Raw genomic sequence first — 22,185 nt, forward strand, 5'->3', positions numbered from 1 at the left:
CGGCTCCGGCGGGGGCTCGGGCGGCGGCAATTCCGGCGTCGGCTCCGGCACCGGTTCGGGCGGCGGCGGTTCCGGGGTGGGCTCGGGCGGTGGCGGCACGGGCTCCGGCGGCGGCGGCTCAGGCGGCGGCGGCTCCGGCATCGGCTCGGGCGGAGGCGGCGGCTCCGGCTCCGGCGGCGGCTCGGGGGGCGGTGGCTCCGGCGCGGGATCGGGCGGCGGGGGCGCGGCCTGCGGCTCGGGCGCTGGCGCCGGGGCAGCCTCCGGCTCGGGGGCCGGCTCGGGCTCGGGCTCCGGTTCCGGCTCCGCCTCCGGCATCGCGATCTCGACCTCGGTCACCTCCTCGACCGGCGGCAGGGGGGCGGGGGGCAGCAGCAGGGCCCCCAGCGCCGCGGCGTGCAACAGCACCGCCGCCAACGCCGCCACGGCGCGGGTACGGTCCGGCGCCGACTGACGAGGGGGAAGGACGAAGTGGGAGCCGTCCGGCATCGCCGCCCCCCGCCCTCAGCGCCGCGCCGGGGCGGGGTCCGCCACCAGCGCCACCCGGTCCACGCCGGCGCCGCGCAGCCCGCCGAGGACGCGCAGCACCTCGCCATAGGGCACATCCTTGTCGCCGCGCAGATGCACGGCAGGGGCCGGGTCCAGGCCCTCGCGCGCCGCGGCCAGGCGGGCGGGCAGCTCCGCCTCCTCCACCCGGTTCTCCTGCAGGTAGATCTCCCCGGGCGCCACCACGGTGACGGTGATGGGCTGGGTGGGCATCGGCACCCGGCTGGCGGTGGCCTGGGGCAGGCGGACGGGCACGCCCACCGTCATCATCGGCGCCGCCACCATGAAGATGATGAGCAGCACCAGCATGACGTCGACCAGCGGGGTGACGTTCATCTCGGCGATCGGCGCCGCGTCGTCGTCATCCCCGCCGCCACCGCCGCCGGGCATCTGCATCGCCATGGGCTAGATCCCCGCCGGGGCGGCGCGGCTGAGCCGCAGGGCCAGCTCGGAGGCAGCCGTCATCGCCTCCTGCCGCACCGAGGCGAGGCCGACGGCGAAGCGGTTATAGGCGATGACCGCCGGGATGGCGGCGACCAGGCCGATGGCGGTGGCGAAGAGCGCCTCCGCAATGCCGGGCGCCACCACGGCGAGGCTGGTGTCCTGGCTCGCAGCGATGCCGGCGAAGCTGTTCATGATGCCCCAGACCGTGCCGAACAGGCCGACGAAGGGCCCGACCGAGCCGGTGGTGGCGAGGATGGGCAGGCCGGATTCCGCCCGCTTCATCGCCGCGGCGACGGGGCGGCGGAGGGCGATTTCCAGGCGCTGGCGATACTCGCCATCGGTCTCCCGCGCGCCCTGGCCGCGGCGCCATTCCGGCAGCACGGCGCCGATGACGGCGCCGGTGAGGCCGGCGGCGCCGGTCTGGCCGGCTTCCGCCTGGGCCAGGGCGTGGGCTTCTCGCCGCAGCCGGCGCAGGGTGGCGAGCTTTTCCAGGATGACGGTCCAGCAGGCGAGGGAGGCGAGGACCAGGGCGAGCATCACACCCTTCACCACCGGGTCGGCGGCAAGGAAGAGCTCGAGCGGGGAGGGGAGGGCGTGCTGCATCGCGGCAAGTAACCGTAATTGCGAGTCGTTTGCAAATTGCCTGAGGCATGCGCTAGGTGCAGGGCAGACCGGCGCAGCGAGGGGGGAAGGGGACGGCCGGCCAGCGGCCCGCGAGGCCGGCGCCAAGGCCGGCGGATGCGGCTGGCGGACTCGCCAGGCCGCCGCCACGCGGGCGCGTTCAGCCCTCCGGGATGCGGGGGAAGACCGGCCCGTAGGCGCGGCGCAGCTCGGCGATCTGGCCGGCGGGGGGCTGGGCATAGGCGCCGCGGCGGCTGGTGAAGCGGCCGCCCATCAGGCGGTTCAGCTTCACCGCGGCCTCGCCCGCCTTCAGCAGCGCCACGGCGGCGTTCAGCACCGGGGCGCCGCGCCCGGCCTCATGCACGCCCGCCTCGGCCAGCAGCACCATGGCGACGCCGGCGGCCGGGATCACCACCTCGGCGCCGCGGGCGACGCAGGCTTCGGCGGCCTCCGCGAATTGGGCAAGCACGCGGTCCCGCGCCTCGCCGGGGGAGAAGGCGGCGTCGAGATCGACCAGCCGATCCACCCGCATGCGTTCCACGGCGACGACGCGCGACGTCAGCCCGATGAGGGCGACGTTTTCGAGGATGCGGCTGTGATGCTTGTCATTGGCGATGACGAGGCCGATGGAGGCGCCCATCTGGCAGGCGGTGAGCAGCGCCGTCTCGCAGAGGCCGAGGACGGGGATGGACAGCATCTCCCGCGCCTGTCTGAGGCCGGGGTCGGCGATGTTGCCGAGGAGCAGCGCGTCGAAGCCTGCCGCCTCGGCGAGCTGCGCATTCTCCAGCACCTCGATGGTCTCGATGAATTCCAGGCTGCGATACTGGTCGCCGATGCCGCCGCGCTGTTCGATGCCGTGGATGGCGATCTCGGTGCCGGGGTCGGCGGCACGGTCGAACGTGCGGCGCAGCGCCTCGGCATAGGCCGGCCAGGCGGCGGGCCGCGTCATGGATTGGTACCAGAGGCGCATGGTCAGAGATCGGCCTTCCAGATCCAGAGGCCGATCAGCGCGCCGACCGTGGCGCCGGCCGCGAGGGAGAGCGGGGTGTCGGCCGCCAGCTCCCGCGCGATCGCCACCCAGAGCACGAAGACGCCGATGGCGACGGCGATGCCGCCGAAGAGCGAGGCGCGGGAGGTCTTGATGCCGCCGCCATCCAGCGGCCTGAGCGCGCCCGATCGCGGAGGGGCGGAGCCCCGCGGCGTGAATCGGTCGCGCGAGGTCGAATGCGCGGCCATGCCTATTCCGCCGCCATCGCGGTGCGCGGCCTTCCGGCCCGCGGGTCGTCCAGCGTGTGCTTCACCCGCTTCAGGTCGCCGCGGACATGCCGCGCATCATAGCCGTTGAAGATATGGCCGAGCAGCCCGCGCTTCAGATCGCTGGTGCCGAAGAGCCAATCGGCGATCGGGTAGGTGAGGTTGAAATTCCGCTCCATCATGATGGCGGTGTTGTGGTGCGCGGCGTGGTGGCGGCGGATGGTGTTGACGAAGGGGATGTGCCGCACCAGCCGGTCATCCTTCACATGGCAGCAGAAGTGGAACAGCTCGTAGTTCAGGTAGAGCGCCGTGTTGGTGATCAGCAGCAGCCACCCCGCATCCGGGAAGCCCGCCGCATTCAGCACGAAGGCCGGCAGCAGCGACATCGCCAGGAAGGTGATGAGGGCGTAGGGCGGGAAGAACACGATGCGGAAATCGCGCGCGTTGTCGATGGTGTACTCGTTCTCGGTGAAGAATTGGTGGTGCGCCAGGGTGTGGCGCTTGTAGATGCCCATCATCCCGCGCAGCGGCCGGTGCATGACGTATTTATGGATCCACCATTCGAAGACGTTGGCGCCGAGGAAGGCGACGGGGATCACCAGATACTCGTACCAGGCGGGGGAGCCGATCTGCCGGGCGCAATACCAGATGGCGGCGCCGCCGATGGCGTAGATGAGGGCGACATGCGCCCAGCCATGGTAGAGCCGGCCGATCTTCTGCCGGAAATCCGCGCGGAAGGCCTGCTGCCGGCGGGAGAGCCGCTCCCGCTTCAGGGCCTCGGGGCTGCTGTGGCTGCCGTCCATGGTGGCCGTTTCCTGTTCCCTGCTGGCTGACATATCAGCCGCGCGGCCGGCCAGGGTCAAGCGAGCGATGGGGCCGGGGAATTCAGGGCTCCGGGCCCACCGTCGCGCGGGTGAAGGCCTCGATATAGTCGATCAGCACATCGGAGGCGCGGGCGGCGCCCGCCGCATCGCCCTGGGCGATCGCCATGGCCAGCGCCGCATGCGCCACGGCGGAGCGCGGCAGATCGGCATTGCGCTGCCAATGGATGAACCAGAAGCGGCGGGAGAGCCCGTGCATCAGCGCCATGGCGGCGGCGGCGAATTCATTCCGCGCCGCCTCCAGCACCAGCAGGTTCAGCGACCGGTCGGCGGAGAGGAACGCCGTGCCGTCATTGTTCGCCGCGGCCTGCTCCATGCGTTCGGCCAGGGCGCGGAAATGCCGGCGCTCCCCCGCATCCGCCCGGCGCGCGGCGAGGCGGGCGATCAGCCGCTCCACCTCCCGCCGCACCTCCAGCAGGCGCAGCTGCTCCCGCACATCCACCGGCGCCACCACGATGCCGCGCCGCGGCAGGATGCGCACCAGCTTCTCCCGCGCTAGACGCTGCAGCGCCTCCCGCACCGGGGTGCGGCCGAATTGGAAGCGGGCGGAAAGCTGCGCCTCGCTCACTGCCTCGCCCGGCCGCAGGTCGAGCGTGACGATCGCCTCCTCGATGGCCCGGTAAGCCTGTTCGGTGAGGGTGCTGTCGGCGGCGGCGCCCAGGGGTGCGCGCTCCTGTTTCGGGTGCGTAGTAGCTTCTCGCATCGCAGCAGCTTTTGCGGGAAGAGCGCGCCGGGCGCAACCATAGTTGACAAGCAACCCGGACTCCCCCCACACTTTGCGCATCAGATATATCAGCGGGATATTCAATGACGCCCGCTGCTATGTCGCCCTGCGGAAAGCCGGGTTTAGGGAGGGTGAGGTCCGGGGTGCCGCGCGTGCCGGTGCCGTGTTCCGCGCCTGTCGGAGCCGGCCCGGCGCGTGCCCCCTAGCTGGTCGGTCGACCTTCCTCCAGCGCCGCCACCGCCGCCGCGATCTCCTCGCCGGTCAGCATCCAGGCATTGTCGAGCTCGGCCACCACCAGGCGCATGAAGCCCTCGGTCAGGGCCAGAGCGCGCGCCGGGTCGCCCAGATGCTCACACAAAAGCGCGAGGGCGAGCTGGCGTGGGCCGTCGCCCTCATAGGTCCATTCGAACCCCATCGGGGAGAAGGTCCGGACGTCGAAGCGCGGGTCGAGCGGCGCGCCATCCACCGTGACTTCCGCCCCGGCCAGGCCGCGGCCGCCTTCATAGATCTTCATGGGCCCTGTCTTCATGGGAACATCACCACGGAGCGGATGGCCTCCCCGCGCTGCAGCGCGGCGAAGCCCTGGTTGATCTCCTCGAGGCCGATGCGGGCGGTGATCAGGCTGTCGAGGTCGAGCTTCCCGGCCAGGTAGGCCTCCGCCAGCAGGGGGAAGTCCTCGGCCGGCCGGGCGCCGCCATAGGAGGAGCGGGTGATCCGCTTCTCCTGCATCAGCGCGCCCCAGCGGAACGGCATCTCCGCATTCACCCCGAGCTTGCCGAGCCAGACCACCTGGCCGCCGGGCCGCACCGCCTCGACGCTGCTGCGCAGGCTGGCGGGGACGCCGGCGGCCTCGATCACCGCATCGGCGCCGCGGCCGGCGGTGAGGCGGCGGGCGAGGGCGGCAGGGTCCTCGGCGGCGGGGTCGCACAGGGTGGTGGCGCCGGCCCGCTCCGCCATGGCGCGGCGGGCGGGGTTGGGATCGACGGCGATGATTTGCCGGGCACCGGCCAGCTTCGCGCCCTGGATAGCGGCGAGGCCGACGGCGCCGGCACCGAGCACCATCACCACCTCCCCCCAGCCGATCCGGGCGATATGGGTGGCGGCGCCGAAGCCCGTCATCACCGCGCAGCCGAGCAGGCAGGCGCGATCCAGCGGCATCTCCCGCGGCACCGGCACGGCCTGCTGCGCCGGCACCACGACATACTCCGCGAAGCCGCCGAGATACATGAGCTGGTGCAGCGTCGCGCCATCATCGCAGGCGAGGCGGGGGCGGCCGTCGAAATGCACGGCCTTGGGGCCGTTGGCGAGATAGGGCTCGCAGAGAATCGGCTGGGCACGGCGGCAGTAGAAGCAGCCGCCGCAATGCGGGTTCCAGGAGAGCACCACGGGATCGCCCAGGGCGAGGCCGGTGACGCCCTCGCCCAGCGCGGCGATGGTGCCGGCCGCCTCATGGCCCAGCACGGCCGGCAGGGTGAGGCCGAGCTGGCCCTCGATGACCTCCAGATCGGTATGGCAGAGCGAGGCGGCGACGGTCTTCACCAGCACATCGCCGGAGGCGAGAGGGCCGATGCGAATGCGCTCTATGGCCATGGGCTGGCCGATGGCGCGGAGCACCGCGGCGCGGGCTTGCATGAATATCCTCCCCTGCGTCGTTCCCTCCCCCGCCCTGCGGGGGAGGGTCAGGGTGGGGGTGGATCGGGGGCGGCGTCCATCCGGTAATTCGGCGTGGGCGGTCGGCCAGCGTCCGGCATCGCGGTTCTCGCCCAGCCCCGCCACCCCCCACCCCGGCCCTCCCCCGCGAAGCGGGGGAGGGAGACGCCGCTCAGCCGCAGCGCACCAGCCCATCCACCGCCAGGCAACCCCAGTCGCCGACGATCAGCGGGTTCACCTCGGCTTCCTGCAGCGTCTCCCCGGCCTCCGCCGCCAGCATCGAGAAGGCCGAGACCGCTTGCGCCACCGCCGCCAGATCGGCCCTGGGGGCGCCGCGGAAGCCATCCAGCAGCGGAAACCCCTTCAGGCTGCGCAGCATCGCCTCGGCGCGGGCCGGGGTGACGGGCGCCAGGTCCAGCGCCACGTCGCGCCATAGCTCCGCCTGCACGCCGCCGGTGCCGATAAGGATCATCGGCCCGAATTGCGGGTCCCGCCGCGCGCCGAGGATCAGCTCCACGCCCTTCCGCGACATGCGCTGCACCAGCACGCCATCCAGCCTTGCCTCGGGCGCGTGCCGCTTCGCGCTCGCCATGATCTCGGCGAAGGCGGATTTCACCGCCGCGGCGTCCGGGAGGTTCAGCTTCACCCCGCCCACTTCCGTCTTGTGGGCGATATCCGGGCTGTCGAGTTTCAGCACCACCGGGAAGCCAAGTGCCGCCGCCTGATCCGCCGCCGCCTCGGCGGTCGCGGCACGGCGCTCCTCCACCACCGGCACGCCGACCTTGGCGAAGAGCGTCTTCGCCTCGGCTTCCGTCAGCACCGCACCCTTGCCGGGCAACGCGGCAACCGCTTCCGCCAGCCCCGGCGGCGGCGCAGGCGGCGCTTCCTCGACGCGATCATGGTAGGCGTGCCACAGCCTGATGCCCCGCATCAGCCGCCGCATCGAACGGAACAGTGGCACCACCGGCGAGGCATCGGCCGCCACCGCCCCGGGCCCTTCGAGCTGCTCCGGAATCCAGGCGACGATGATCGGCTTGCCGCCCTTCTCCGTCAGCTCGGCGATCTCCTTGATACGCGCCGTGGTCGTCGCGTAGTGCGAATAGACCTGCGGATAGACGATGACGCCATATTGCGGGTCGGCGGCCATCGCCAGCACGCACTTGCCGAAGCTGGTCGGGTCGCTCGCGGCCTGCGCCGTCAGGTCGCAGGGGTTGCGCGCCGCGCCGAAATCCGGGATGGCCGCTTCCAGCACCGCCTTCGCCGCGGCGCTGGGCTGCGGCATGTCCAGCTCCAGTGCCTCCGCATGGTCCGCCGCCATGATGCCGGCGCCGCCGGAGGCGGTGACGATGGCGACCCCCTTGGCCGTGGGCCTGCCCGCCTTGGCAAAGAGCGCGGCGGTTTCCAGCAGCGCTTCGAAATCCTCCACCTCCACCATGCCGGCGCGCTTGAACGCCGCCGACCAGGCGGCGGCGCTGCCGGCGAGGGACCCGGTGTGGGAGACGGCCGCCGCCGCCCCCGCCTCGCCGCGGCCGAGCTTCAGCACGACGATCGGCTTGCCCGCCGCCTTCGCCGCCGCGCCCAGCAGCGCCAGGCGGCGGCCGTCGCGCAGCCCCTCGACGGCCAGCGCCACCACGCGGCATTCCGGCATGGAGAGCTGATAGGCGGCGAGGTCGCAGACATCGAGGTCGGTCGCATTCCCCGCCGTCGTCATGTGGCAGACGGCGTAGCCGCGCTCGGCGGCCTGCATCAGCGCATAGCCGAGCGCGCCGGACTGGCTGGTGATGGCGACGCCGCCGGCCGGTGCCGTCATGCGCGCATATTCCGGCATGAAGGTGACGCCCGCCTTCAGCACATGATCGACGATGCCGAGGCAATTCACCCCGACCAGCGGCATCCCCGCGCCGCGGCACAATTCGCGCAGCGAAGCTTCCTCCGCCACGCGCTCCGGCAGCCCGGTTTCGCCATAGCCGGAGGCGAAGGCGATGACGCCGCCCGCGCCCTTGGCGATGCACTGCTTCACCGCCCCCGCCACCTGCTCCCGCGGCAGGGCGATCAGCACGCAATCCGGCGCCTCGGGCAGCTCCTCCAGGCTGGCGTAGCAGGGCCGGCCATGCAGGTCCTTGCCCGCGTATTTCGGGTTCACCCCCCAGACCGGGCCGGAGAAATTCACCAAATTGGTGACGGTGCGGCCGCCGAAGCGGGTGGGCTCGGCGGAGACGCCGACCACGGCGACGCTGCGCGGCGAGAGCAGGCGACGAAGGCTGGCGGGGTCGCGAAGCGGTTCCGGCCCCGTCTCGGTCTGCGACGTCACCCTTCGTCCCTCCCTTGGCTCCCGGCCAGCGACGATAACCGGGAGGGCGAAGGGGTCAACCGGGCGGTGGTGCGATGCGGCAGGCGCGCCACCGCGTCGCGCCGGCGCGGGACGGGGCTCTCCCGCCCGCGCCGGCCATGGCCCGGGACGCGCGATTCAGATGGTCGCGCGCCCGGCTCACACCGCGGCAGTCACCAGATGGGAGACGTTCTTCGTCACCGTGTAGCAGGCCAGCCCCTCGCTGCCGCCCTCGCGGCCGTAGCCGCTGTCCTTCACCCCGCCGAAGGGCGTCTCCGGAATGGAGGCGACCAGGTGGTTGATGGAGAGGTTGCCGACCTCCAGCTCGTCGGAAAGCCGCTCCACATTCGGCGCCGAATGGGTGAAGGCATAGCCGGCCAGGCCGAAGGGCAGGGCATTCGCCTTGCCGATCGCCTCGCCGAGATCACGGGTGCGGTGGATCAGCGCCAGCGGGCCGAAGGGCTCCTCATGCATCGCCAGCGCATCCTCCGGCACGTCGGAGAGCACGGTGAGCGGGAAGAGGCAGCCGCGATTGCCCTGCCGCTCCCCACCCGCCAGCAGCTTGGCGCCGCGGGAGACGGCATCGGCGATCAGCCTTTCCATCGCCTCCACCCGGCGGTGATTGGCCAGCGGCCCCATCTGGGTCGCGGGGTCCAGCCCATTGCCGATGGCGATGGTCTTGGCCTTCTCGCCGAAGGCGGTGGCGAAGCGGTCATGGATGGCGTCATCGACGAAGAAGCGGGTCGGCGAGACGCAGACCTGGCCCGCATTGCGCGACTTGCCCACGGCCGAGATGCCGGCGCTCGCGACCGGATCGACATCGCCGCAGACGATGACCGGCGCATGCCCGCCCAGCTCCATGATCGCCGGCTTCATATGCGCCCCGGCCAGCGCGGCGAGCCTCTTGCCCACCGGCACCGAGCCGGTGAAGGTGACGAGCCGCACCTCCGGGCGGGGAATCAGGTATTCCGAGATCTCCCCCGGCACGCCGAAGAGCAGGCTGAGCGCGCCTTTCGGCACGCCGGCCTCGATGAAGGCCTGCACCAGGTACCAGGCGCCGGCCGGCGTTTCCTCGGAGGCTTTCAGGATGATGGCGCAGCCGGCGGCCAGCGCGCCGGCGACCTTCCGCGTCGGCGAGCTGATGGGGAAATTCCACGGCGCGAAGCCGGCGACGATGCCGATCGGCTCGCGGATCACGATGTGCCGCATGCCCGGCTCGGCGGGGATGACGCGGCCATAGGCGCGGCGGCCCTCCTCGGCGTCCCAGTCGATGATGTCGCAGGCGCGCAGCACCTCGATCTTCGCCTGGCCCTTGGGCTTGCCCTGTTCCAGGGTGATGGCCTCGGCGATGGTGTCGGCGCGCTCCCGCAGCAGCCGGGCGGCGCGCTGCATGATCTCGGCGCGCTTTGCCGGGGCGGTGCGGCGCCAGGCGCGATGGCCGGCTTCGGCGGCAGAAAGCGCCTCCTCCATATCGGCCCTGGTGGCATGCGGCAGCTCGCCCAGCACGCTGTCGTCAAGGGGGTTCAGCACGGGCTGGCCGGGGCGGCTGCGCCATTCGCCGCCGATGCAAAGCTGGAGCCTGGGATAGGCCATGGGTGTCCTCCTGCCTTAGATCGTTATAAATATACGGATATAGCGCAGGGGCAGGGGCGACAAGGGGTGGGTGTCGGCGGGCTTTACAGCCGGGCATGGCGGGACTGGGCGTCGCCCCGCAAGGGATTGATTCCAAAGCCCTGGCTGGTCTGGCACAAATCTTGCTCAAGCAAGCCTTGCTCAAGGCCGCAAACCAAGGGCGCAACGTAAAGTTTTGCAGCACAGCTCTCACCGCCGGCCAACACATGCCCCTTCCGCCCTGGTCTGCCTCCGCCGACCGGGACGGGCCGGCACTCCGCCAGCCCGGCGATGCGGATGAAGGCCAAACCCATGGACGCCGCCGTCGACCGCCCCCATTCCCCCAGGCGCAGCCGCCGCCTGCCGGACACCATCCTGGCGGCGGTGCACCGGGCCTGCGATGCGGGCCAGCTCGACCTCGCCGGCAAGCTGCTGCCGCTGGCGGAGGAGGCGATGGCCGCGGAGGCGGATATCCGCCGGCGTCGCCAGGATGTCTGGAGCCTGATCGCGGCGCATGAGCGGCTATGGCATCTGCGCCAGGGCGCCGCCGCGGCGCCGGAGGCGCTGTTGCCCGGGCGCTGGGGCATTGCCGCCGGCTTCGCCCTGGCCGCAGCCGGCGAGGGCTGATTCCCCGGCCGGAAAATAAAATGAACTAAAGCCAAGTACAGATTTCAGGCGCCGTCACCTGGCGGTGGCCTCGCGGAACCGCCGCCCCGCGCCCTTGGCCCACGGGGTGGGGCCATGGCGTCGAAAAAAGCAGACGCGGGTCCCGCGCGTGGAAGGCCGGCGGCATCGTCGCCGATGCGGGCGGCCCGCAGGCTTTTCCTTGTTCGGCAATGGGTTCGCGCGGCAGGGGGTGAAGCCCTCCGCCCCGCCGGGCTTTACCCTTTCTTCGCCATTAGCCGCCGAGCTTCGGCGCGACCGCGCTTTGCAGCCGGTGGCGCCGCACCGCTCCCGCCTGGGGCCGGTGCCAATGGCACTTGGACAAAGAACGATAACACCCTCGCGATACCCGCATTCCGTGCGCCATTTCCTCTCGAAGCCATCGCCGTTCCGCGTATGATGCCCCAATAGGTTGTAATCGATTGCGGAATACACCTAGCTTTGTCCTGCAGGCGGCTCTCCGCCGGCTGCAGTTGGCATCGGATCTGCGCTCCCGCCGGGGGGCGACCCAGAAAGGATAGCAGGAGCGGTCATGAACCTCTCAGACGATGCCCATGGGCTGGCGCATGTGCTGCGTGAAACCATTCTCGCCATGGTGCGCCGCGATGGGGCCGATCTCTCGGCCCGCCAGCTTGCGGTGCTGCTGACGGTCTACCTCACCGAGGGGCCGCATACGGTCCGCGGCCTGGCGGCGGAGCTGCGGGTTTCCAAGCCCGCCATCACCCGCGCGCTCGACCGGCTTGGCGAGCTCGACTTCGCTCGCCGCAAGACGGATCCGCTGGACCGCCGCAGCGTCATCGTGCAGCAGACCGCCGCGGGGCAGACCTTCCTCAAGGAGCTTCGCGCCAATATGGCCGCCGCTGCGCGCAGCGAGCCGGCCAACCGGGCCAGCGGCGCCGCTGCCGCGGCCTGATGGTCGCGGAGACCGGTTTAAGAACCGTCAAGATAAGGACCGGCGGATTTGCCTGCCGGCGGTAACGCCGCCAGTGCCGTCTCGGTCTGAGTTTCAGGCCCGGCCTGCAAGCGCATGCCGGGCTCCGGGAGTGGTTGCCGGCAGGCCTTGGCGGGTGCCGGGGGTAAGGCGCCTGCCGGTGGGGCAGGGGGCGGAGCCCGTTCTTCCGGTGCGGGCGCTTCATCTGCCCGGCGATGCCGGGCCAGTCGCTGCACCTTCGGCACCGCGCCATGCTCTGGCCCGGAAGGCGGGCGGCAGGCCCCCTCCCGCAGCGCCAGGGGCGCGGCCACCACATCCTCCGCCAGCAGCGCTTGGGCGAGGCTGGCGCTCAGCTCACCTCCTCGAGCACCATGGCCGATGCGTCATGGCAGCGGCGCCGATGCTCCTTTCGGCGATCTTTCAGGCCAGGCGGTGCGCAGCCCGTGCGAGCGCGGCAGCGCATCCGGCGCCCGCACCGCCGGGCAGCAACTCGCCCGTCATGGTGGGGGCGGCGGAGGCCTCGCCCAGCCCTCGCGGCCTGCCGCATCCACCGCGCGGACCAGCAGCGTCTCCGCCACCCGCACGGTCTCGGGGCCAGGCGCATGGGATGGCGGAGCGGCAGGGCCAGCGGCCAGGCTTCCAGTGCCACGAGGCGAAGCGGGGCGGGCATGGCCGCCAGCGCAGCATGCAGCGCCTCCGGGCAAGCTGGACGCGCGGCGCGGACCGCGCCACCCTGCCGCCCAAGCGAGAGGAGGAGACGCTCCAGCCATGGCGCGGAACAAGATCTTCGGCAGCTTCGCCGAGGCGGTGGCGGATATCCCGGATGGCGCCACCATCGCCTTCGGCGGCTTCGCCGGCCCGGGCACGCCCTACAATCTGACCAAGGCGATCCTGGAGCAGGGGGCGAAGCGCCTCACCTGCATCGCCAACACCACGGGCGGGGCGCATCAGCCGCGCATGCCGGATATCGGCATGCTGGTGGAGAACGGGCAGGTGGCGAAGGTGATCTGCGCCTTCACCGCCGCCACCCGCCCCACCGACCAGCTTCCCTTCACGCCCTATTATGAGCGCGGCGAGGTGGAAGCCGAATTGGTGCCGCAGGGCACGCTGGCGGAGCGGCTGCGTGCTGCCGGGGCCGGCATCCCGGCCTTCTACACCCCCACCGCCGTCGGCACGGAGCTGGCGGAGGGGCGCGAGACGCGGGTCATCAACGGCCGGGAATACCTGCTGGAATACGCGCTGCCCTGCGATGTCGCCTTCATCCGCGCCTGGCGCGCCGATGCCGCCGGCAACCTGCAATACCGGCTGGCGCAGCGGAATTTCTGCCCGCTGATGGCGACGGCGGCGAAGCTGGTGGTGGTGGAGGTGGAGGAGGACATCCTGCCCGCCGGCGCGCTGGACCCCGACCACATCCACACCCCTGGCATCTTCGTCCAGCGCCTGGTGAAGATCCCGCCCGCCCCCGAGGGGCTCTGGACCGTCCGCCGGCAGGAGCGTGCCCGATGAGTGCGACAGGGACGAAAGGCTGGGACCGCCAGCAGATGGCCGACCGCTTGGCCAACGAGTTCCAGGATGGCTGGATCGTCAATCTCGGCGTCGGCATCCCGACACTGTGCAGCAACACCGATATCGGCGACCGCGACATCATCTATCACGCGGAAAATGGCGTCATCGGCTACGGCCCGGTGCTGCCGGCGGGGCAGGAGGATCTGCACCTGGTGAACGCCGGCGGGCAGAATGTCTCGCTGCATCCGGGCGCGGCCATCGTCCACCACGCGGACAGCTTCGGCATCATCCGTGGCGGGCGGATCGACGTGACGGTAATGGGGGCCTATGAGGTCTCGGCCGGCGGCGATTTCGCCAATTGGAAGCTGGCCGGCCAATTGGGCGGCGGCATCGGCGGCGCCATGGACCTGGCGGCCTGCGCGCAGCGGGTCTTCATCATCCTGGAGCACACCACGCGGAAGGGGGAAAGCCGGCTGCTGCCGCATTGCACCCTGCCGGTGACGGCGCGCGGGGTGGTGACGCTGGTGGCGACCAATCTTGGCCTGTTCGCGCCGAATGGCGGCGGCTTCACGGTGCGGGAGCTGGCGCCGGGGGTGAGCTTCGAGGAGGCGCAGGCGAAGACCGCGGCACCTTTGACAACGGGTTGAGGGAGGGCGCTGCCCTCCCCCGAACGCCCACCCGCCAAGGGCCGAAGGACCCTGGAACCCTTGAGTTTGGCGTCTCGGCTCGTCGGCTCTGAAATTCATCGTCGCCAAAGGCCCTTCGGCCTTTGGCGGGATCGGACGCGCTGCGTCCGATGCGACAGAGGGCGGAGCCTCTCTCGATTTGCCCCCCTCCGGCTTTCCGGTAACCATGCCCGCAGAGGGCAGGACAACGCAGCATGACCGAATTGACCGAAGCCGAAACGCGCCTCCGCGACCGCGCCCGGGAACTCGCGCAGGAGGCCGCCGCCCAGGCCGCCGAGACCGACCGCAGCGAGCAGTACCCCTGGCCCATGGTTCGCCGCATGACGGAGGCAGGGTTCTTCGGCCTGACCATCCCCCGCGCCCTGGGCGGCCCCGGCCTTTCCTATTTCGACGCCGTCCTGGTCATCGAGGAATTCGCCAAGGCCTGCGCCGTCTGCGGCCGCATCGCGGTGGAGGCCAATATGGGCGCCATCGGCGCCGTCATGGCCTATGGCACGGCGGCGCAGAAGCGCCTCGCGGCGGAGCTGGTCCTGGCCGGCGACAAGCCCGCCATCTGCATCACCGAGCCCGAGGCCGGCTCCGCCGCCACCGAGATGACGACTCGCGCCGTGCGCCGCGGCGACACCTGGGTGATCGACGGGGTGAAGCACTGGATCACCGGCGGCGGCGTCTCCCGCCTGCACCTCATCTTCGCCCGCGCCATCGAGGATGGCGAGGAGAAGGGCATCGCCGGCTTCCTCGCGGTACGGAACGGGGAAGGGGATCCGCCCGGCCTCATCGTGCATCGCCGCATCCCCTCCATGGGGCTGAAGGGCATGCCGGAGGCGGAGCTGCATTTCCGCGGCCTGGAAGTGCCGGATGCCATGGTGCTGCGGCCGCCGGGAGGGTTCGCCCGCGGCTTCGGCCGGCTGATGGATGCCTATAACGGCCAGCGCGTCGGCGCCGCGACCGCCGCCCTCGGCATTGCCGCCGGCGCCTTCGACCACGCGCTGGGCTTCGTCCAGAAGCGCCACCAATTCGGCCGGCCGATCGCGGAATTCCAGGGTATCGGCTGGATGCTGGCGGACATGTCCATCAAGCTGGAAGCCTCCCGCGCCCTGATCTGGCAGGCGGCCCGGTCGGCGGGTCCTGCGGACGGCCGCATCGGCTTCCCGGACCGGCTGCTGGCAGCGCGGGCCAAGGTGCTGGCGGCGGACAGCGCCATCGAGGTGACGAACATGGCCCTCCAGCTCTGGGGCGCCGCCGGCTACAGCCGGGAGAACCCGATGGAGCGGGCGGTGCGCGACGCCAGGATGTTCGCGATCGCCGGCGGCACCGCGCAGGTGCTGCGCAACCAGGTGGCGGAACAGCTCCTCGGCCGCAAGCTACCGCAGACCAGGGACGGCTTCCTCAAGCTGGCGGCGGCGAAGCTGGCGGCGGAATAGGCCGGGCGGCAGCGTTCAGCGCGGCGCCCGCAGCTCCGCCAGCGCCTGTTCCAGCGCGCGCAGGATCTCGCTGTCCGGCCAGGCGCCCGGATGCAGGAGCTGGGGAAGCTGCCGGCGCAGCGCGACCAGGGCCGCGTCCGGGTCCTGGGCCAGCCCGGTGAGCTGCCGCACCGCGCCGCGCAGCGCATCGACCAGCTCGGGGTCCAAGCTGTCATCCGGCGGCGGCATGCCGGGAAGGTGACATGGATGTTTCGGCACTGTCCATCGCCTTGGCGGGCCGGCCGGGCGGGCGGTTCCTCGCGCTTCCGTGAAGTCCCCGCCGGGCTTCCCGGAACGTAAACGGAACTCATTCTGCATACGTGTCATTACTGCGTTAAACCGACCTGAAGCGGCGGGTGAGGTCGAATTTCGCGGTTGTAGCGCCGCGCGTCGCGTGGATTCCTTGGCGTGTTGTCCCCCCGGACCTGCAACTCTGAGGTGATCTCCATGTCGAGGCGCAGCCGCATCGCCCCCGACCGGAAAGAACAGGCTTCGCTATGGCCGGATGCCCAGATGGCGGCGGCCTACAACCTGCTGAACCGCCGGCGGAGCCTGATCCGCCGCCTGGACCATCTGGTGGAGGATGCGGCGAACGAGCAATTCCACGAGGCCGCGCTGGTGCTGCGCGATGCGCTGGAAAGGCTGCGCCTGGCCCTGCTGAAGGACACGCTGGTGCTGCAGGACGAGGCCGGCCAAGCGGTTGACAGCGCCGGCCTGCGCCCGTAAACGCCCCCGCCTTTCCTGGATTTGGTCAGATGAAGATCCGCAACAGCCTGAAGACCGCGAAGACGCGCGACAAGAACTGCGTGGTGGTGCGCCGCCGCGGCCGGCTCTATGTGCTGAACAAGAAGAACCCCCGGCTGAAGGCCCGCCAGGGCTGAGGATGCGCGGCCGGGCGGTGCTGCCCGGCGCCTGAGGCTTCCATGCCGCCGCCGGCCCTGCCGCGGCGGCTTTCTGCGTCCGGGGGGCTGGTCCAGCCGCCGGAGGGCGCTGCCTCCAGCTGGTCGCGGCACCGTCTGGCGTCGCCGTTGACCGGCACGTACCGGCCGGTCCGGCCATCGCCCGGCGTCGCCACTGCCTACCCGCCGCTGGCTGGCCCGGCCATCGCCTGGCGCCGCCGTTGACCGGCGCCTACCGGCCGGCCCGGCCATCGCCCGGCGCCTGCGGTCCGGCCTCCGCCCCTATCCGGGGCTACGTCGCCGCCACCGGCGTGAAGCCCAAGGCAAGCAGCCGCCCTCGCACCTCCTCGCTGGCCAAGGCGCGGAGGAAGGCCTGCACCCCGGGCCGCGAGGCCCGCGCTGCCGGCAGGAAGAAATCGTAGACCTCATCCGCCAGGGGCAGGAAGCCGAGGCCATAGGCCCGCGCCACGGTGGCGATGCAGACCCCCCAATCCGCCCGCCCCTGCGCCACCGCGGCGGCCACCGCATTGTGGGATTTGGGCTGGTTGGCATAGCCGGGCGGCCGCGCCCCAGCCAGCAGCCCGTCCAGCAGGATGCGGGTGCCGGAGCCGGCATTGCGGTTCACCAGCAGGCAGGACGGGTCCGCCGCGGCGCGCGCCACGGCCGCGCGGCCGTCCAGCCCCTCGAAGCGGGCATCGCCCGGGCGGAACGCTACCCCTTGCAGCCGCCGCCAGCCGGGCACCAGGCGCAGGCTGGGTTCCAGGAAGGGGGTGTTGTAGGCGCCGCTCGCCGGATCCAGCAGATGCGCCGGCGCCAGGTCGCATTCCCCGCGCTTCGCCGCCGCCAGCCCGCCCAGGCTGCCCACCGCCAGGGTCCGCGCCCGCCAGCCCTCCGCCGCCAGCGCCTCCAGCACCGCATCCAGCCCGGTGCAGTGGCTGCCGATCAGCACCAGATCGGGCGGCGGCGCCGCCCCGCCGATCAGCCGCACGGAAACCGGGGTCCCCGCCGCCACCCCCTGCTCCAGCGCCGGGATGGCGAAGAACCCATCCGCCTGGGCGAAGGCCGTCACGCTGCCGGAGCTCTTGCCGAGGGGGAAGGCCAGCCGCCCGCCCGCCTCGTCCTCGGCGAGCGAGACCATGACGTATTCCACCCGCCCCAGCTCGCTCGGCAGCCGCACCGCCAGCCGGGCCGGCACCGCCTGCTCCTCCCGCGGCGGCAGGCCGGCCAGGGCGCGGATCGCCGGCACGACGAATTCCTGGAAGGTGAAGACGGCGCTGGTCGGGAAGCCCGGCAGCACCACCAAAGGCTGCCTGCCCACCGCCGCCAGGCAGAGCGGCTTGCCCGGCTTCAGCGCCACCCCATGCACCAGCACGCCGGGCGGGCCGAGGCGCGCGATGATGCGGTGGGAGACATCCCCCGCCCCCTTGCTGGTGCCGCCCGACATCACCACCAGGTCGGCGCGGTCCAGCGCCGCCCGCACGGCTGCTTCCAGCGCCGCCTCGTCATCCGGGAAGATGCCCATCGGCAGCGGCTCCCCGCCATGCTCGGCCACGGCGGCGGCGAGCATGGCGGCGTTGCTGTCCGGGATGCCGCCGGGGGGCAGGGGGCTGCCGGGCGGCACCAGCTCATCCCCCGTGGAGAGCACGGCGACGCGCGGCTGGCGCACCACCTTCACGGCGGCATGGCCGGAGGCGGCGAGCATGCCGATCTCCCGGCTGGTGATCCGGGTGCCGGGGCGCAGCAGGGTCTCGCCGCGGGCGATGTCGCTGCCGGCGAAGCCGATGCAGGCGCCGGGCGCCGCCGGCCGGGCCAGCAGCAGCACCGGGCCTGCGGCCTCTTCCTCCAGCTCGGTATGCTCGATCATCGCCACGGCATCGGCGCCGCGCGGGATCATGCCGCCGGTGGCGATGGCGGTGGCGGTCCCCGGCGCCACCTCGATGCCCGGGGCGACGCCGCAGGCCAGCACCTCCGGGTTCAGGCGGAGGCGCACCGGCGTCCCCTCGGCCGCGCCCGCCGTATCCGCCGCGCGCAGGGCGAAGCCGTCCACCGAGGAGCGGTCGAAGGGTGGCGCATCGCTTGCCGCCAGCACCGTCTCCGCCACCACCCGGCCGAGGGCGGCGGCGAGCGGCACCTCTTCCCCCGGCAGGGGCGAGAGGTCGAGGGCAGCATGGAAGCGCTGCATCGCCTCCTCGGCGCTGAGGATGGCGAGGAATTGCTCCTGCCGCGCGGCGCGCCGGACGCGGTCGAGCAGGGGGATGGGGTCGGTCATCGGCGGGGGCTCTACGGCGGCGAAAGCATGCTTGTATCGCGTCGCGGGGCCGGGCGCTGCCGAACGGCGCCGAAGGCAGGACCTGGGCCTTGCCGGTTGGCCCCAGGGACGCCTCCCCAGGCCCCCCGGAGCCTGCCGCCTGAGCCCCGGAGCGGACCCTCGGGCCGGGCGGAACTCACCACGGCAGGGCGGCAACCTCCGCCCCGGCCTCGAAGCCTTCCGAGCCCGGCGGCACCAGCAGCAGGGCAGAGGCGGCCGCCAGGGCGGCGGGCGGCAGGCCGCCCACGGCCAGCGGTTCCGCCTCGCCCGGCGCCACTTCCCGCAACGGCACGAATTCCGCCAGCCCGACGGCGGAGGCCACTTTGCGGGTCAGGCGCAGCCGGCGGGGCGCGACAGGGCGAGCGGCGGCGAGCTGCGCCAGCAGGGGCCGCCCCAGCAACAGGAAGGCGGCGATGGCATCCTCCGCCTGGCCCGGCAGCAGCAGCACCGGGCGGCCGGCGACCTCGCCGAAGCCGGCGGTCATGCCCGGCCGGGCGCCGAGCCCATGTAACGCCAGCCGGCCGGCGGCGGCGAGGCCCTCGGCGCTGCCATCCATGGGGCCTTCCCCGGTGCCGCCCACCAGCAGCAGCAGGTCATGCGCCGGCGCGCCGCCGCGCAGCGCGGCGGCGATGGCGGCAGGCTCATCCGGGATCGGGGGCAGCGGGTGCAGCGCGGCCTCCGGCGCCAGGGCGGCGACTACTCCGCGCAGCCGGTCCCGGGCCGGGTCCGCCAGCATCTCCGCCCCCGTGGCGATCCAGCCGAGGCGCGGGCGGCGCACCGCCACAAGGTCCAGGCCCAGCGCGGCCAGGGCCGGCAGGTCGCGCGGGGCCAGCGCCTCGCCGGCGGGGCGCAGCAGCGTGCCGGCGGGAATGTCCTCCCCCGGGTGGCGCACGCCCTCGCCCGGCGCCAGGGTTTGCAGCGCCTGGGGGAATGGGCCGGCCAGCAGGTCGAAGCCCGGCAGCACGGCGTCGCAGCCGGGCGGCAGCGCCTCCCCCACGCTGATCGCCGGGGGCGGGGCGGGCAGGGGCACCGGTGCATAGGGGCCGGCGCCTTCCGTCGCTGCCGCCGCCACCGCGAAGCCGTCCCGCCGCGCCACCGGCGCGGGCGGTACGGGCGCCGCGGCGCGGATATCCTCCGCCAATACCAGGCCCAGCGCGTCCTTCGCCGGCACGGCCGCCGGCGCCACCGGCCCGGGCGCCAGGGCCAGCAATTGCGCCAGCGCCGCCTCCGGCGCCGTCAGGCGGAGCGGCGCCGCCACCTCAGGCGCCGGGCTCCGGCTTGTCGGCATTCGGAAAGAAGAGCTGCTCGCCGTCGATCTTGTAGGCGGCGATCGCCGCCTGGCCGGCAGGGGAGACCAGCCAGTCGATGAAACGCTGGCCCTCCGCCGCCTTCACCCCCGGGTGGCGCTGCGGGTTCACCAGCATGACGCCATACTGGTTGAACAGCCTGGCATCGCCCTCCACCAGGATTTTGAGAGTCTGGCGGTTGCGGAAGCTGAGCCAGGTGCCGCGATCCGCCAGCAGATAGGCGTCCTGCGCCGCGGCGCTGTTCAGCGCGGGGCCCATGCCCTGGCCGATCTCCCGGTACCACTGGCCGCGGCCGGCCACCGGATCGATGCCGGCCTGCTGCCAGAGGCGCAGCTCTGCCGCATGGGTGCCGCTGCGGTCGCCGCGGCTGACGAAGAGGGCGCGGGCGGCGGCGATGCGCTGCAACGCCGCCGTGCTGTCGCGCAGCCCGGCGATGCGGGCAGGGTCGGCGGCGGGGCCGATGATGACGAAGTCGTTGTACATCACATGGCGGCGGGGGCCGCCGAAGCCCTCGGCGACGAAGCGTTCCTCCGCCGCGCGGTCATGGACGAAGACCACATCGGCGTCGCCGCGGCGGCCGACATCCAGAGCCTGGCCGGTGCCGAGCGCCACGACGCGGACGGCGATGCCGGTGGCCTGGGTAAAGAGGGGCAGGATATGGCCGAACAGGCCGGATTGCTCCGTACTGGTGGTGGAAGCGACGGTGATGCTGCGCTCCTGCGCCGTGGCCGTGCCGGCCCAGGCGAGGAAGGCGGCCAGAAGAAGAAGGGTACGGCGTAGGATGGGCATGGGTCTTCTCCCGTGACTTGAGAGGGGCTCTGCCCCTCTCAAACTCTCCCCGCCAAAGGCCGAAGGGCCTTTGGAAACCATGGGTTTGGGCCTCGCGGGTTCGGTCTGCCGAGGCTGGCGCCCTGCCTCATCACCGCGCTTACCAAAGCAGCTCCCCCCGCAGGAACGCCCTTGCCTCGGCGGTTGCCGGCCCGGCGAAGAACGCCTCCGCCGGTGCCTGCTCCAGCAGCCGCCCCTGGTGCAGGAACAGCACCTCCGCCGCCAGCCGCCGCGCCTGGCCCAGATCATGCGTCGTCATCACGATCTTCGTGCCCCGCGCCGCCAGCGTGGCGACGATCTCCTCCACCGCTCGCGTCGCCGCCGGGTCGAGGTTGGCGCAGGGCTCGTCCAGGAACAGCACCTCCGGCTGCAGCGCCGCGGCGCGGGCCAGGGCCAGCCGCTGCTGCTCCCCGCCGGAAAGCCGCCGCGCCGGCCGCTCCGCCAGCCCCTCCAGCCCCACCAGCGCCAGCCCCTCCCGCGCCCGCGCCGCCGCTTCCGCCCGCCCCAGCCCGGCCAGGCGCAGCGGATAGGCCGCGTTGGCCAGCACGGAGCGCCGCAGCAGCACCGGCCGCTGGAACAGCATCGCCTGCCGCCGCGCCACCGGAACATTCCCCTCCGGCGCGCCCCAGTGGATGCGCCCGGCGCTCGGCGCCAGCAGCCCGTGCAGCAGCCGGAGCAGCACGCTTTTCCCCGCGCCGTTCGGGCCGATGACGAGGCTTGGCCCACCGGCCTCCAGGGTGAAGCCGACATCGCGCAGGATCTCCACCGCCCCGGCGCGGTAGCAGAGCCCCTCCACGAGCAGCGGCAGGATGCTGTCCGGCAGGCGCATCAGCCGGCGCTTCCCGCCGCGGCGTCCCGCAGCCCCTGGGCCAGGGCGTTCACCGCCAGCACGATCGCCATCAGCATCAGGCCCAGCGCCAGGGCCAGGGGCAAGTCGCCCTTGCTGGTCTCCAGCGCGATGGCGGTGGTCATCACCCGGGTAAAACCCTCGATATTGCCGCCGACGATCATCACCGCGCCGACCTCCGCCGCGGCCCGGCCGAAGCCGGCCAGCAGCACGGTCAGCAGGGCGAAGCGCCCGTCCCAGAGCAGGGTCGGCACCGCCCGCCAGGGCCCGGCGCCGAAGCTGCGGAGCTGTTCCGCATATTCCTCCCACAGCCCTTCCAGCACCTGGCGGGAGAGGGCGGCGAGGATGGGGGCGATCAGCACCGCCTGGGCGATGACCATGGCCGTGGGGGTGAAGAGCAGGCCCAGCGGGCCGAGCGGCCCGGCGCGGGAGAGCAGCAGGTAGATCAGCAGCCCGGCCACCACCGGCGGCAGGCCCATCAGCGCGTTCAGCGTGACCAGCACGGCTCGCCGGCCGGGGAAGCGCGCCACCGCCAGCAGGGCGCCGAGGGGTAGGCCGACCAGCGCCGCCAGCGCCACGGCGGTGAGGCTGACCCGAAGCGAGAGCAGCAGGATGCCGGTCACCGCCGGGTCGGCGGTGGCGACCAGCCCGAGGGCGGTGGCGAAGGCGGTGGCGAGGTCCTGCACGCGG

24 protein-coding genes are annotated in these 22,185 nt (G+C 72.5%); 7 read left to right on the top strand and 17 right to left on the bottom strand.

Going from position 1 to position 22,185, the window contains the following annotated elements:
* From E5N76_RS29750 to E5N76_RS22530, 11 genes are all read right to left on the bottom strand, one after another.
* Positions 1–486 (bottom strand): hypothetical protein (locus E5N76_RS29750; RefSeq protein WP_207792076.1); only part of this gene is annotated, 486 nt, incomplete at its 3' end.
* A gap of 15 nt (positions 487–501) precedes the next feature.
* Positions 502–945 (bottom strand): ExbD/TolR family protein, encoded by a 444-nt coding sequence (locus E5N76_RS22485; RefSeq protein WP_149539579.1) that lies wholly within the window; start codon positions 943–945, stop codon positions 502–504.
* Positions 946–948: 3 nt separating this feature from the next.
* Positions 949–1,590 carry a MotA/TolQ/ExbB proton channel family protein gene (locus E5N76_RS22490; RefSeq protein WP_149539580.1) on the bottom strand — a complete coding sequence of 214 codons (642 nt, stop codon included), beginning with the start codon at positions 1,588–1,590 and terminating at the stop codon, positions 949–951.
* 178 nt (positions 1,591–1,768) lie between these two features.
* Positions 1,769–2,578, bottom strand: coding sequence for an aspartate/glutamate racemase family protein (locus tag E5N76_RS22495; protein WP_149539581.1), 810 nt, complete (start codon positions 2,576–2,578; stop codon positions 1,769–1,771).
* 2 nt (positions 2,579–2,580) lie between these two features.
* A complete protein-coding gene (locus E5N76_RS22500) occupies positions 2,581–2,844 on the bottom strand; it encodes a hypothetical protein (protein WP_149539582.1) in 264 nt (87 codons plus the stop codon).
* A 2-nt stretch (positions 2,845–2,846) separates the two neighbouring features.
* Positions 2,847–3,665, bottom strand: a complete 819-nt coding sequence (locus tag E5N76_RS22505; RefSeq protein WP_149539583.1) for a sterol desaturase family protein — start codon at positions 3,663–3,665, stop codon at positions 2,847–2,849.
* Between the two features lie 82 nt (positions 3,666–3,747).
* On the bottom strand, positions 3,748–4,446 hold the full coding sequence (locus E5N76_RS22510) for a GntR family transcriptional regulator (RefSeq protein ID WP_149539584.1): 699 nt from the start codon (positions 4,444–4,446) through the stop codon (positions 3,748–3,750).
* Between the two features lie 223 nt (positions 4,447–4,669).
* Positions 4,670–4,981: a DUF6166 domain-containing protein gene (locus E5N76_RS22515; protein ID WP_149539585.1), complete on the bottom strand. Its 312-nt coding sequence runs from the start codon at positions 4,979–4,981 to the stop codon at positions 4,670–4,672.
* Between the two features lie 11 nt (positions 4,982–4,992).
* Positions 4,993–6,099, bottom strand: coding sequence for a Zn-dependent alcohol dehydrogenase (locus E5N76_RS22520; protein ID WP_207792077.1), 1,107 nt, complete (start codon positions 6,097–6,099; stop codon positions 4,993–4,995).
* Positions 6,100–6,289: 190 nt separating this feature from the next.
* A complete protein-coding gene (locus E5N76_RS22525) occupies positions 6,290–8,428 on the bottom strand; it encodes an acetate--CoA ligase family protein (protein WP_149539586.1) in 2,139 nt (712 codons plus the stop codon).
* Positions 8,429–8,605: 177 nt separating this feature from the next.
* Entirely contained in the window at positions 8,606–10,039 is a 1,434-nt protein-coding gene (locus tag E5N76_RS22530; protein WP_149539587.1) for an NAD-dependent succinate-semialdehyde dehydrogenase, read from the bottom strand.
* Between the two features lie 330 nt (positions 10,040–10,369).
* On the opposite strand from E5N76_RS22530, the gene E5N76_RS22535 reads away from it, so the two are divergent.
* The 5 genes from E5N76_RS22535 to acdA all read left to right on the top strand — a co-directional run bounded on the left by E5N76_RS22535 (position 10,370) and on the right by acdA (position 15,267).
* A complete protein-coding gene (locus tag E5N76_RS22535) occupies positions 10,370–10,684 on the top strand; it encodes a hypothetical protein (protein WP_149539588.1) in 315 nt (104 codons plus the stop codon).
* Between the two features lie 568 nt (positions 10,685–11,252).
* Positions 11,253–11,633, top strand: coding sequence for a MarR family transcriptional regulator (locus tag E5N76_RS22540; RefSeq protein ID WP_149539589.1), 381 nt, complete (start codon positions 11,253–11,255; stop codon positions 11,631–11,633).
* Between the two features lie 786 nt (positions 11,634–12,419).
* Positions 12,420–13,157 (top strand): CoA transferase subunit A, encoded by a 738-nt coding sequence (locus E5N76_RS22545; protein ID WP_149539590.1) that lies wholly within the window; start codon positions 12,420–12,422, stop codon positions 13,155–13,157.
* On the top strand, positions 13,154–13,804 hold the full coding sequence (locus E5N76_RS22550) for a 3-oxoacid CoA-transferase subunit B (protein ID WP_149539591.1): 651 nt from the start codon (positions 13,154–13,156) through the stop codon (positions 13,802–13,804). The genes E5N76_RS22545 and E5N76_RS22550 overlap by 4 nt, the downstream gene beginning before the upstream one ends.
* Before the next feature lie 233 nt (positions 13,805–14,037).
* Positions 14,038–15,267, top strand: a complete 1,230-nt coding sequence (gene acdA, locus E5N76_RS22555) for a 3-sulfinopropanoyl-CoA desulfinase (protein WP_149539592.1) — start codon at positions 14,038–14,040, stop codon at positions 15,265–15,267.
* 15 nt (positions 15,268–15,282) lie between these two features.
* Here the strand turns inward: acdA and E5N76_RS22560 are convergent, their stop codons facing one another.
* Positions 15,283–15,495 (bottom strand): hypothetical protein, encoded by a 213-nt coding sequence (locus E5N76_RS22560; RefSeq protein ID WP_149539593.1) that lies wholly within the window; start codon positions 15,493–15,495, stop codon positions 15,283–15,285.
* 258 nt (positions 15,496–15,753) lie between these two features.
* Between E5N76_RS22560 and E5N76_RS22565 the strand changes: the two genes are divergently transcribed.
* Both E5N76_RS22565 and ykgO read left to right on the top strand, forming a co-directional pair.
* Positions 15,754–16,032 carry a hypothetical protein gene (locus E5N76_RS22565; RefSeq protein ID WP_149539594.1) on the top strand — a complete coding sequence of 93 codons (279 nt, stop codon included), beginning with the start codon at positions 15,754–15,756 and terminating at the stop codon, positions 16,030–16,032.
* Positions 16,033–16,061: 29 nt separating this feature from the next.
* Positions 16,062–16,187 carry a type B 50S ribosomal protein L36 gene (gene ykgO, locus E5N76_RS22570; protein WP_043337704.1) on the top strand — a complete coding sequence of 42 codons (126 nt, stop codon included), beginning with the start codon at positions 16,062–16,064 and terminating at the stop codon, positions 16,185–16,187.
* 310 nt (positions 16,188–16,497) lie between these two features.
* Here the strand turns inward: ykgO and E5N76_RS22575 are convergent, their stop codons facing one another.
* The 5 genes from E5N76_RS22575 to E5N76_RS22595 form a co-directional block, all read right to left on the bottom strand.
* Complete coding sequence (locus E5N76_RS22575) at positions 16,498–18,474, bottom strand: molybdopterin biosynthesis protein (RefSeq protein ID WP_149539595.1); 1,977 nt, start codon at positions 18,472–18,474, stop codon at positions 16,498–16,500.
* Positions 18,475–18,649: 175 nt separating this feature from the next.
* On the bottom strand, positions 18,650–19,801 hold the full coding sequence (locus E5N76_RS22580; RefSeq protein ID WP_149539596.1) for a molybdopterin-binding protein: 1,152 nt from the start codon (positions 19,799–19,801) through the stop codon (positions 18,650–18,652).
* Positions 19,773–20,609, bottom strand: a complete 837-nt coding sequence (locus E5N76_RS22585) for an ABC transporter substrate-binding protein (protein WP_149539597.1) — start codon at positions 20,607–20,609, stop codon at positions 19,773–19,775. The genes E5N76_RS22580 and E5N76_RS22585 overlap by 29 nt, the downstream gene beginning before the upstream one ends.
* 139 nt (positions 20,610–20,748) lie before the next feature.
* The gene (locus tag E5N76_RS22590; protein ID WP_149539598.1) at positions 20,749–21,477 is read right to left on the bottom strand and encodes an ATP-binding cassette domain-containing protein; all 729 of its coding nucleotides are present in this window, start codon (positions 21,475–21,477) and stop codon (positions 20,749–20,751) included.
* On the bottom strand, positions 21,477–22,181 hold the full coding sequence (locus E5N76_RS22595) for an ABC transporter permease (protein WP_149539599.1): 705 nt from the start codon (positions 22,179–22,181) through the stop codon (positions 21,477–21,479). The genes E5N76_RS22590 and E5N76_RS22595 overlap by 1 nt, the downstream gene beginning before the upstream one ends.
* Positions 22,182–22,185: the final 4 nt, after the last annotated feature.

It is taken from the genome of Siccirubricoccus phaeus, from assembly GCF_008360935.1.
Taxonomy (GTDB): domain Bacteria; phylum Pseudomonadota; class Alphaproteobacteria; order Acetobacterales; family Acetobacteraceae; genus Siccirubricoccus; species Siccirubricoccus phaeus.

Coding starts and splice junctions, on each gene's coding strand:
- E5N76_RS22485 (WP_149539579.1), bottom strand. CDS start 945: ATGGCGATGCAGATGCCCGGCGGCGGTGGCGGCGGGGATGACGACGAC.
- E5N76_RS22490 (WP_149539580.1), bottom strand. CDS start 1,590: ATGCAGCACGCCCTCCCCTCCCCGCTCGAGCTCTTCCTTGCCGCCGAC.
- E5N76_RS22495 (WP_149539581.1), bottom strand. CDS start 2,578: ATGCGCCTCTGGTACCAATCCATGACGCGGCCCGCCGCCTGGCCGGCC.
- E5N76_RS22500 (WP_149539582.1), bottom strand. CDS start 2,844: ATGGCCGCGCATTCGACCTCGCGCGACCGATTCACGCCGCGGGGCTCC.
- E5N76_RS22505 (WP_149539583.1), bottom strand. CDS start 3,665: ATGGACGGCAGCCACAGCAGCCCCGAGGCCCTGAAGCGGGAGCGGCTC.
- E5N76_RS22510 (WP_149539584.1), bottom strand. CDS start 4,446: ATGCGAGAAGCTACTACGCACCCGAAACAGGAGCGCGCACCCCTGGGC.
- E5N76_RS22515 (WP_149539585.1), bottom strand. CDS start 4,981: ATGAAGATCTATGAAGGCGGCCGCGGCCTGGCCGGGGCGGAAGTCACG.
- E5N76_RS22520 (WP_207792077.1), bottom strand. CDS start 6,099: ATGCAAGCCCGCGCCGCGGTGCTCCGCGCCATCGGCCAGCCCATGGCC.
- E5N76_RS22530 (WP_149539587.1), bottom strand. CDS start 10,039: ATGGCCTATCCCAGGCTCCAGCTTTGCATCGGCGGCGAATGGCGCAGC.
- E5N76_RS22535 (WP_149539588.1), top strand. CDS start 10,370: ATGGACGCCGCCGTCGACCGCCCCCATTCCCCCAGGCGCAGCCGCCGC.
- E5N76_RS22540 (WP_149539589.1), top strand. CDS start 11,253: ATGAACCTCTCAGACGATGCCCATGGGCTGGCGCATGTGCTGCGTGAA.
- E5N76_RS22545 (WP_149539590.1), top strand. CDS start 12,420: ATGGCGCGGAACAAGATCTTCGGCAGCTTCGCCGAGGCGGTGGCGGAT.
- E5N76_RS22550 (WP_149539591.1), top strand. CDS start 13,154: ATGAGTGCGACAGGGACGAAAGGCTGGGACCGCCAGCAGATGGCCGAC.
- acdA (WP_149539592.1), top strand. CDS start 14,038: ATGACCGAATTGACCGAAGCCGAAACGCGCCTCCGCGACCGCGCCCGG.
- E5N76_RS22560 (WP_149539593.1), bottom strand. CDS start 15,495: ATGCCGCCGCCGGATGACAGCTTGGACCCCGAGCTGGTCGATGCGCTG.
- E5N76_RS22565 (WP_149539594.1), top strand. CDS start 15,754: ATGTCGAGGCGCAGCCGCATCGCCCCCGACCGGAAAGAACAGGCTTCG.
- ykgO (WP_043337704.1), top strand. CDS start 16,062: ATGAAGATCCGCAACAGCCTGAAGACCGCGAAGACGCGCGACAAGAAC.
- E5N76_RS22575 (WP_149539595.1), bottom strand. CDS start 18,474: ATGACCGACCCCATCCCCCTGCTCGACCGCGTCCGGCGCGCCGCGCGG.
- E5N76_RS22580 (WP_149539596.1), bottom strand. CDS start 19,801: ATGCCGACAAGCCGGAGCCCGGCGCCTGAGGTGGCGGCGCCGCTCCGC.
- E5N76_RS22585 (WP_149539597.1), bottom strand. CDS start 20,609: ATGCCCATCCTACGCCGTACCCTTCTTCTTCTGGCCGCCTTCCTCGCC.
- E5N76_RS22590 (WP_149539598.1), bottom strand. CDS start 21,477: ATGCGCCTGCCGGACAGCATCCTGCCGCTGCTCGTGGAGGGGCTCTGC.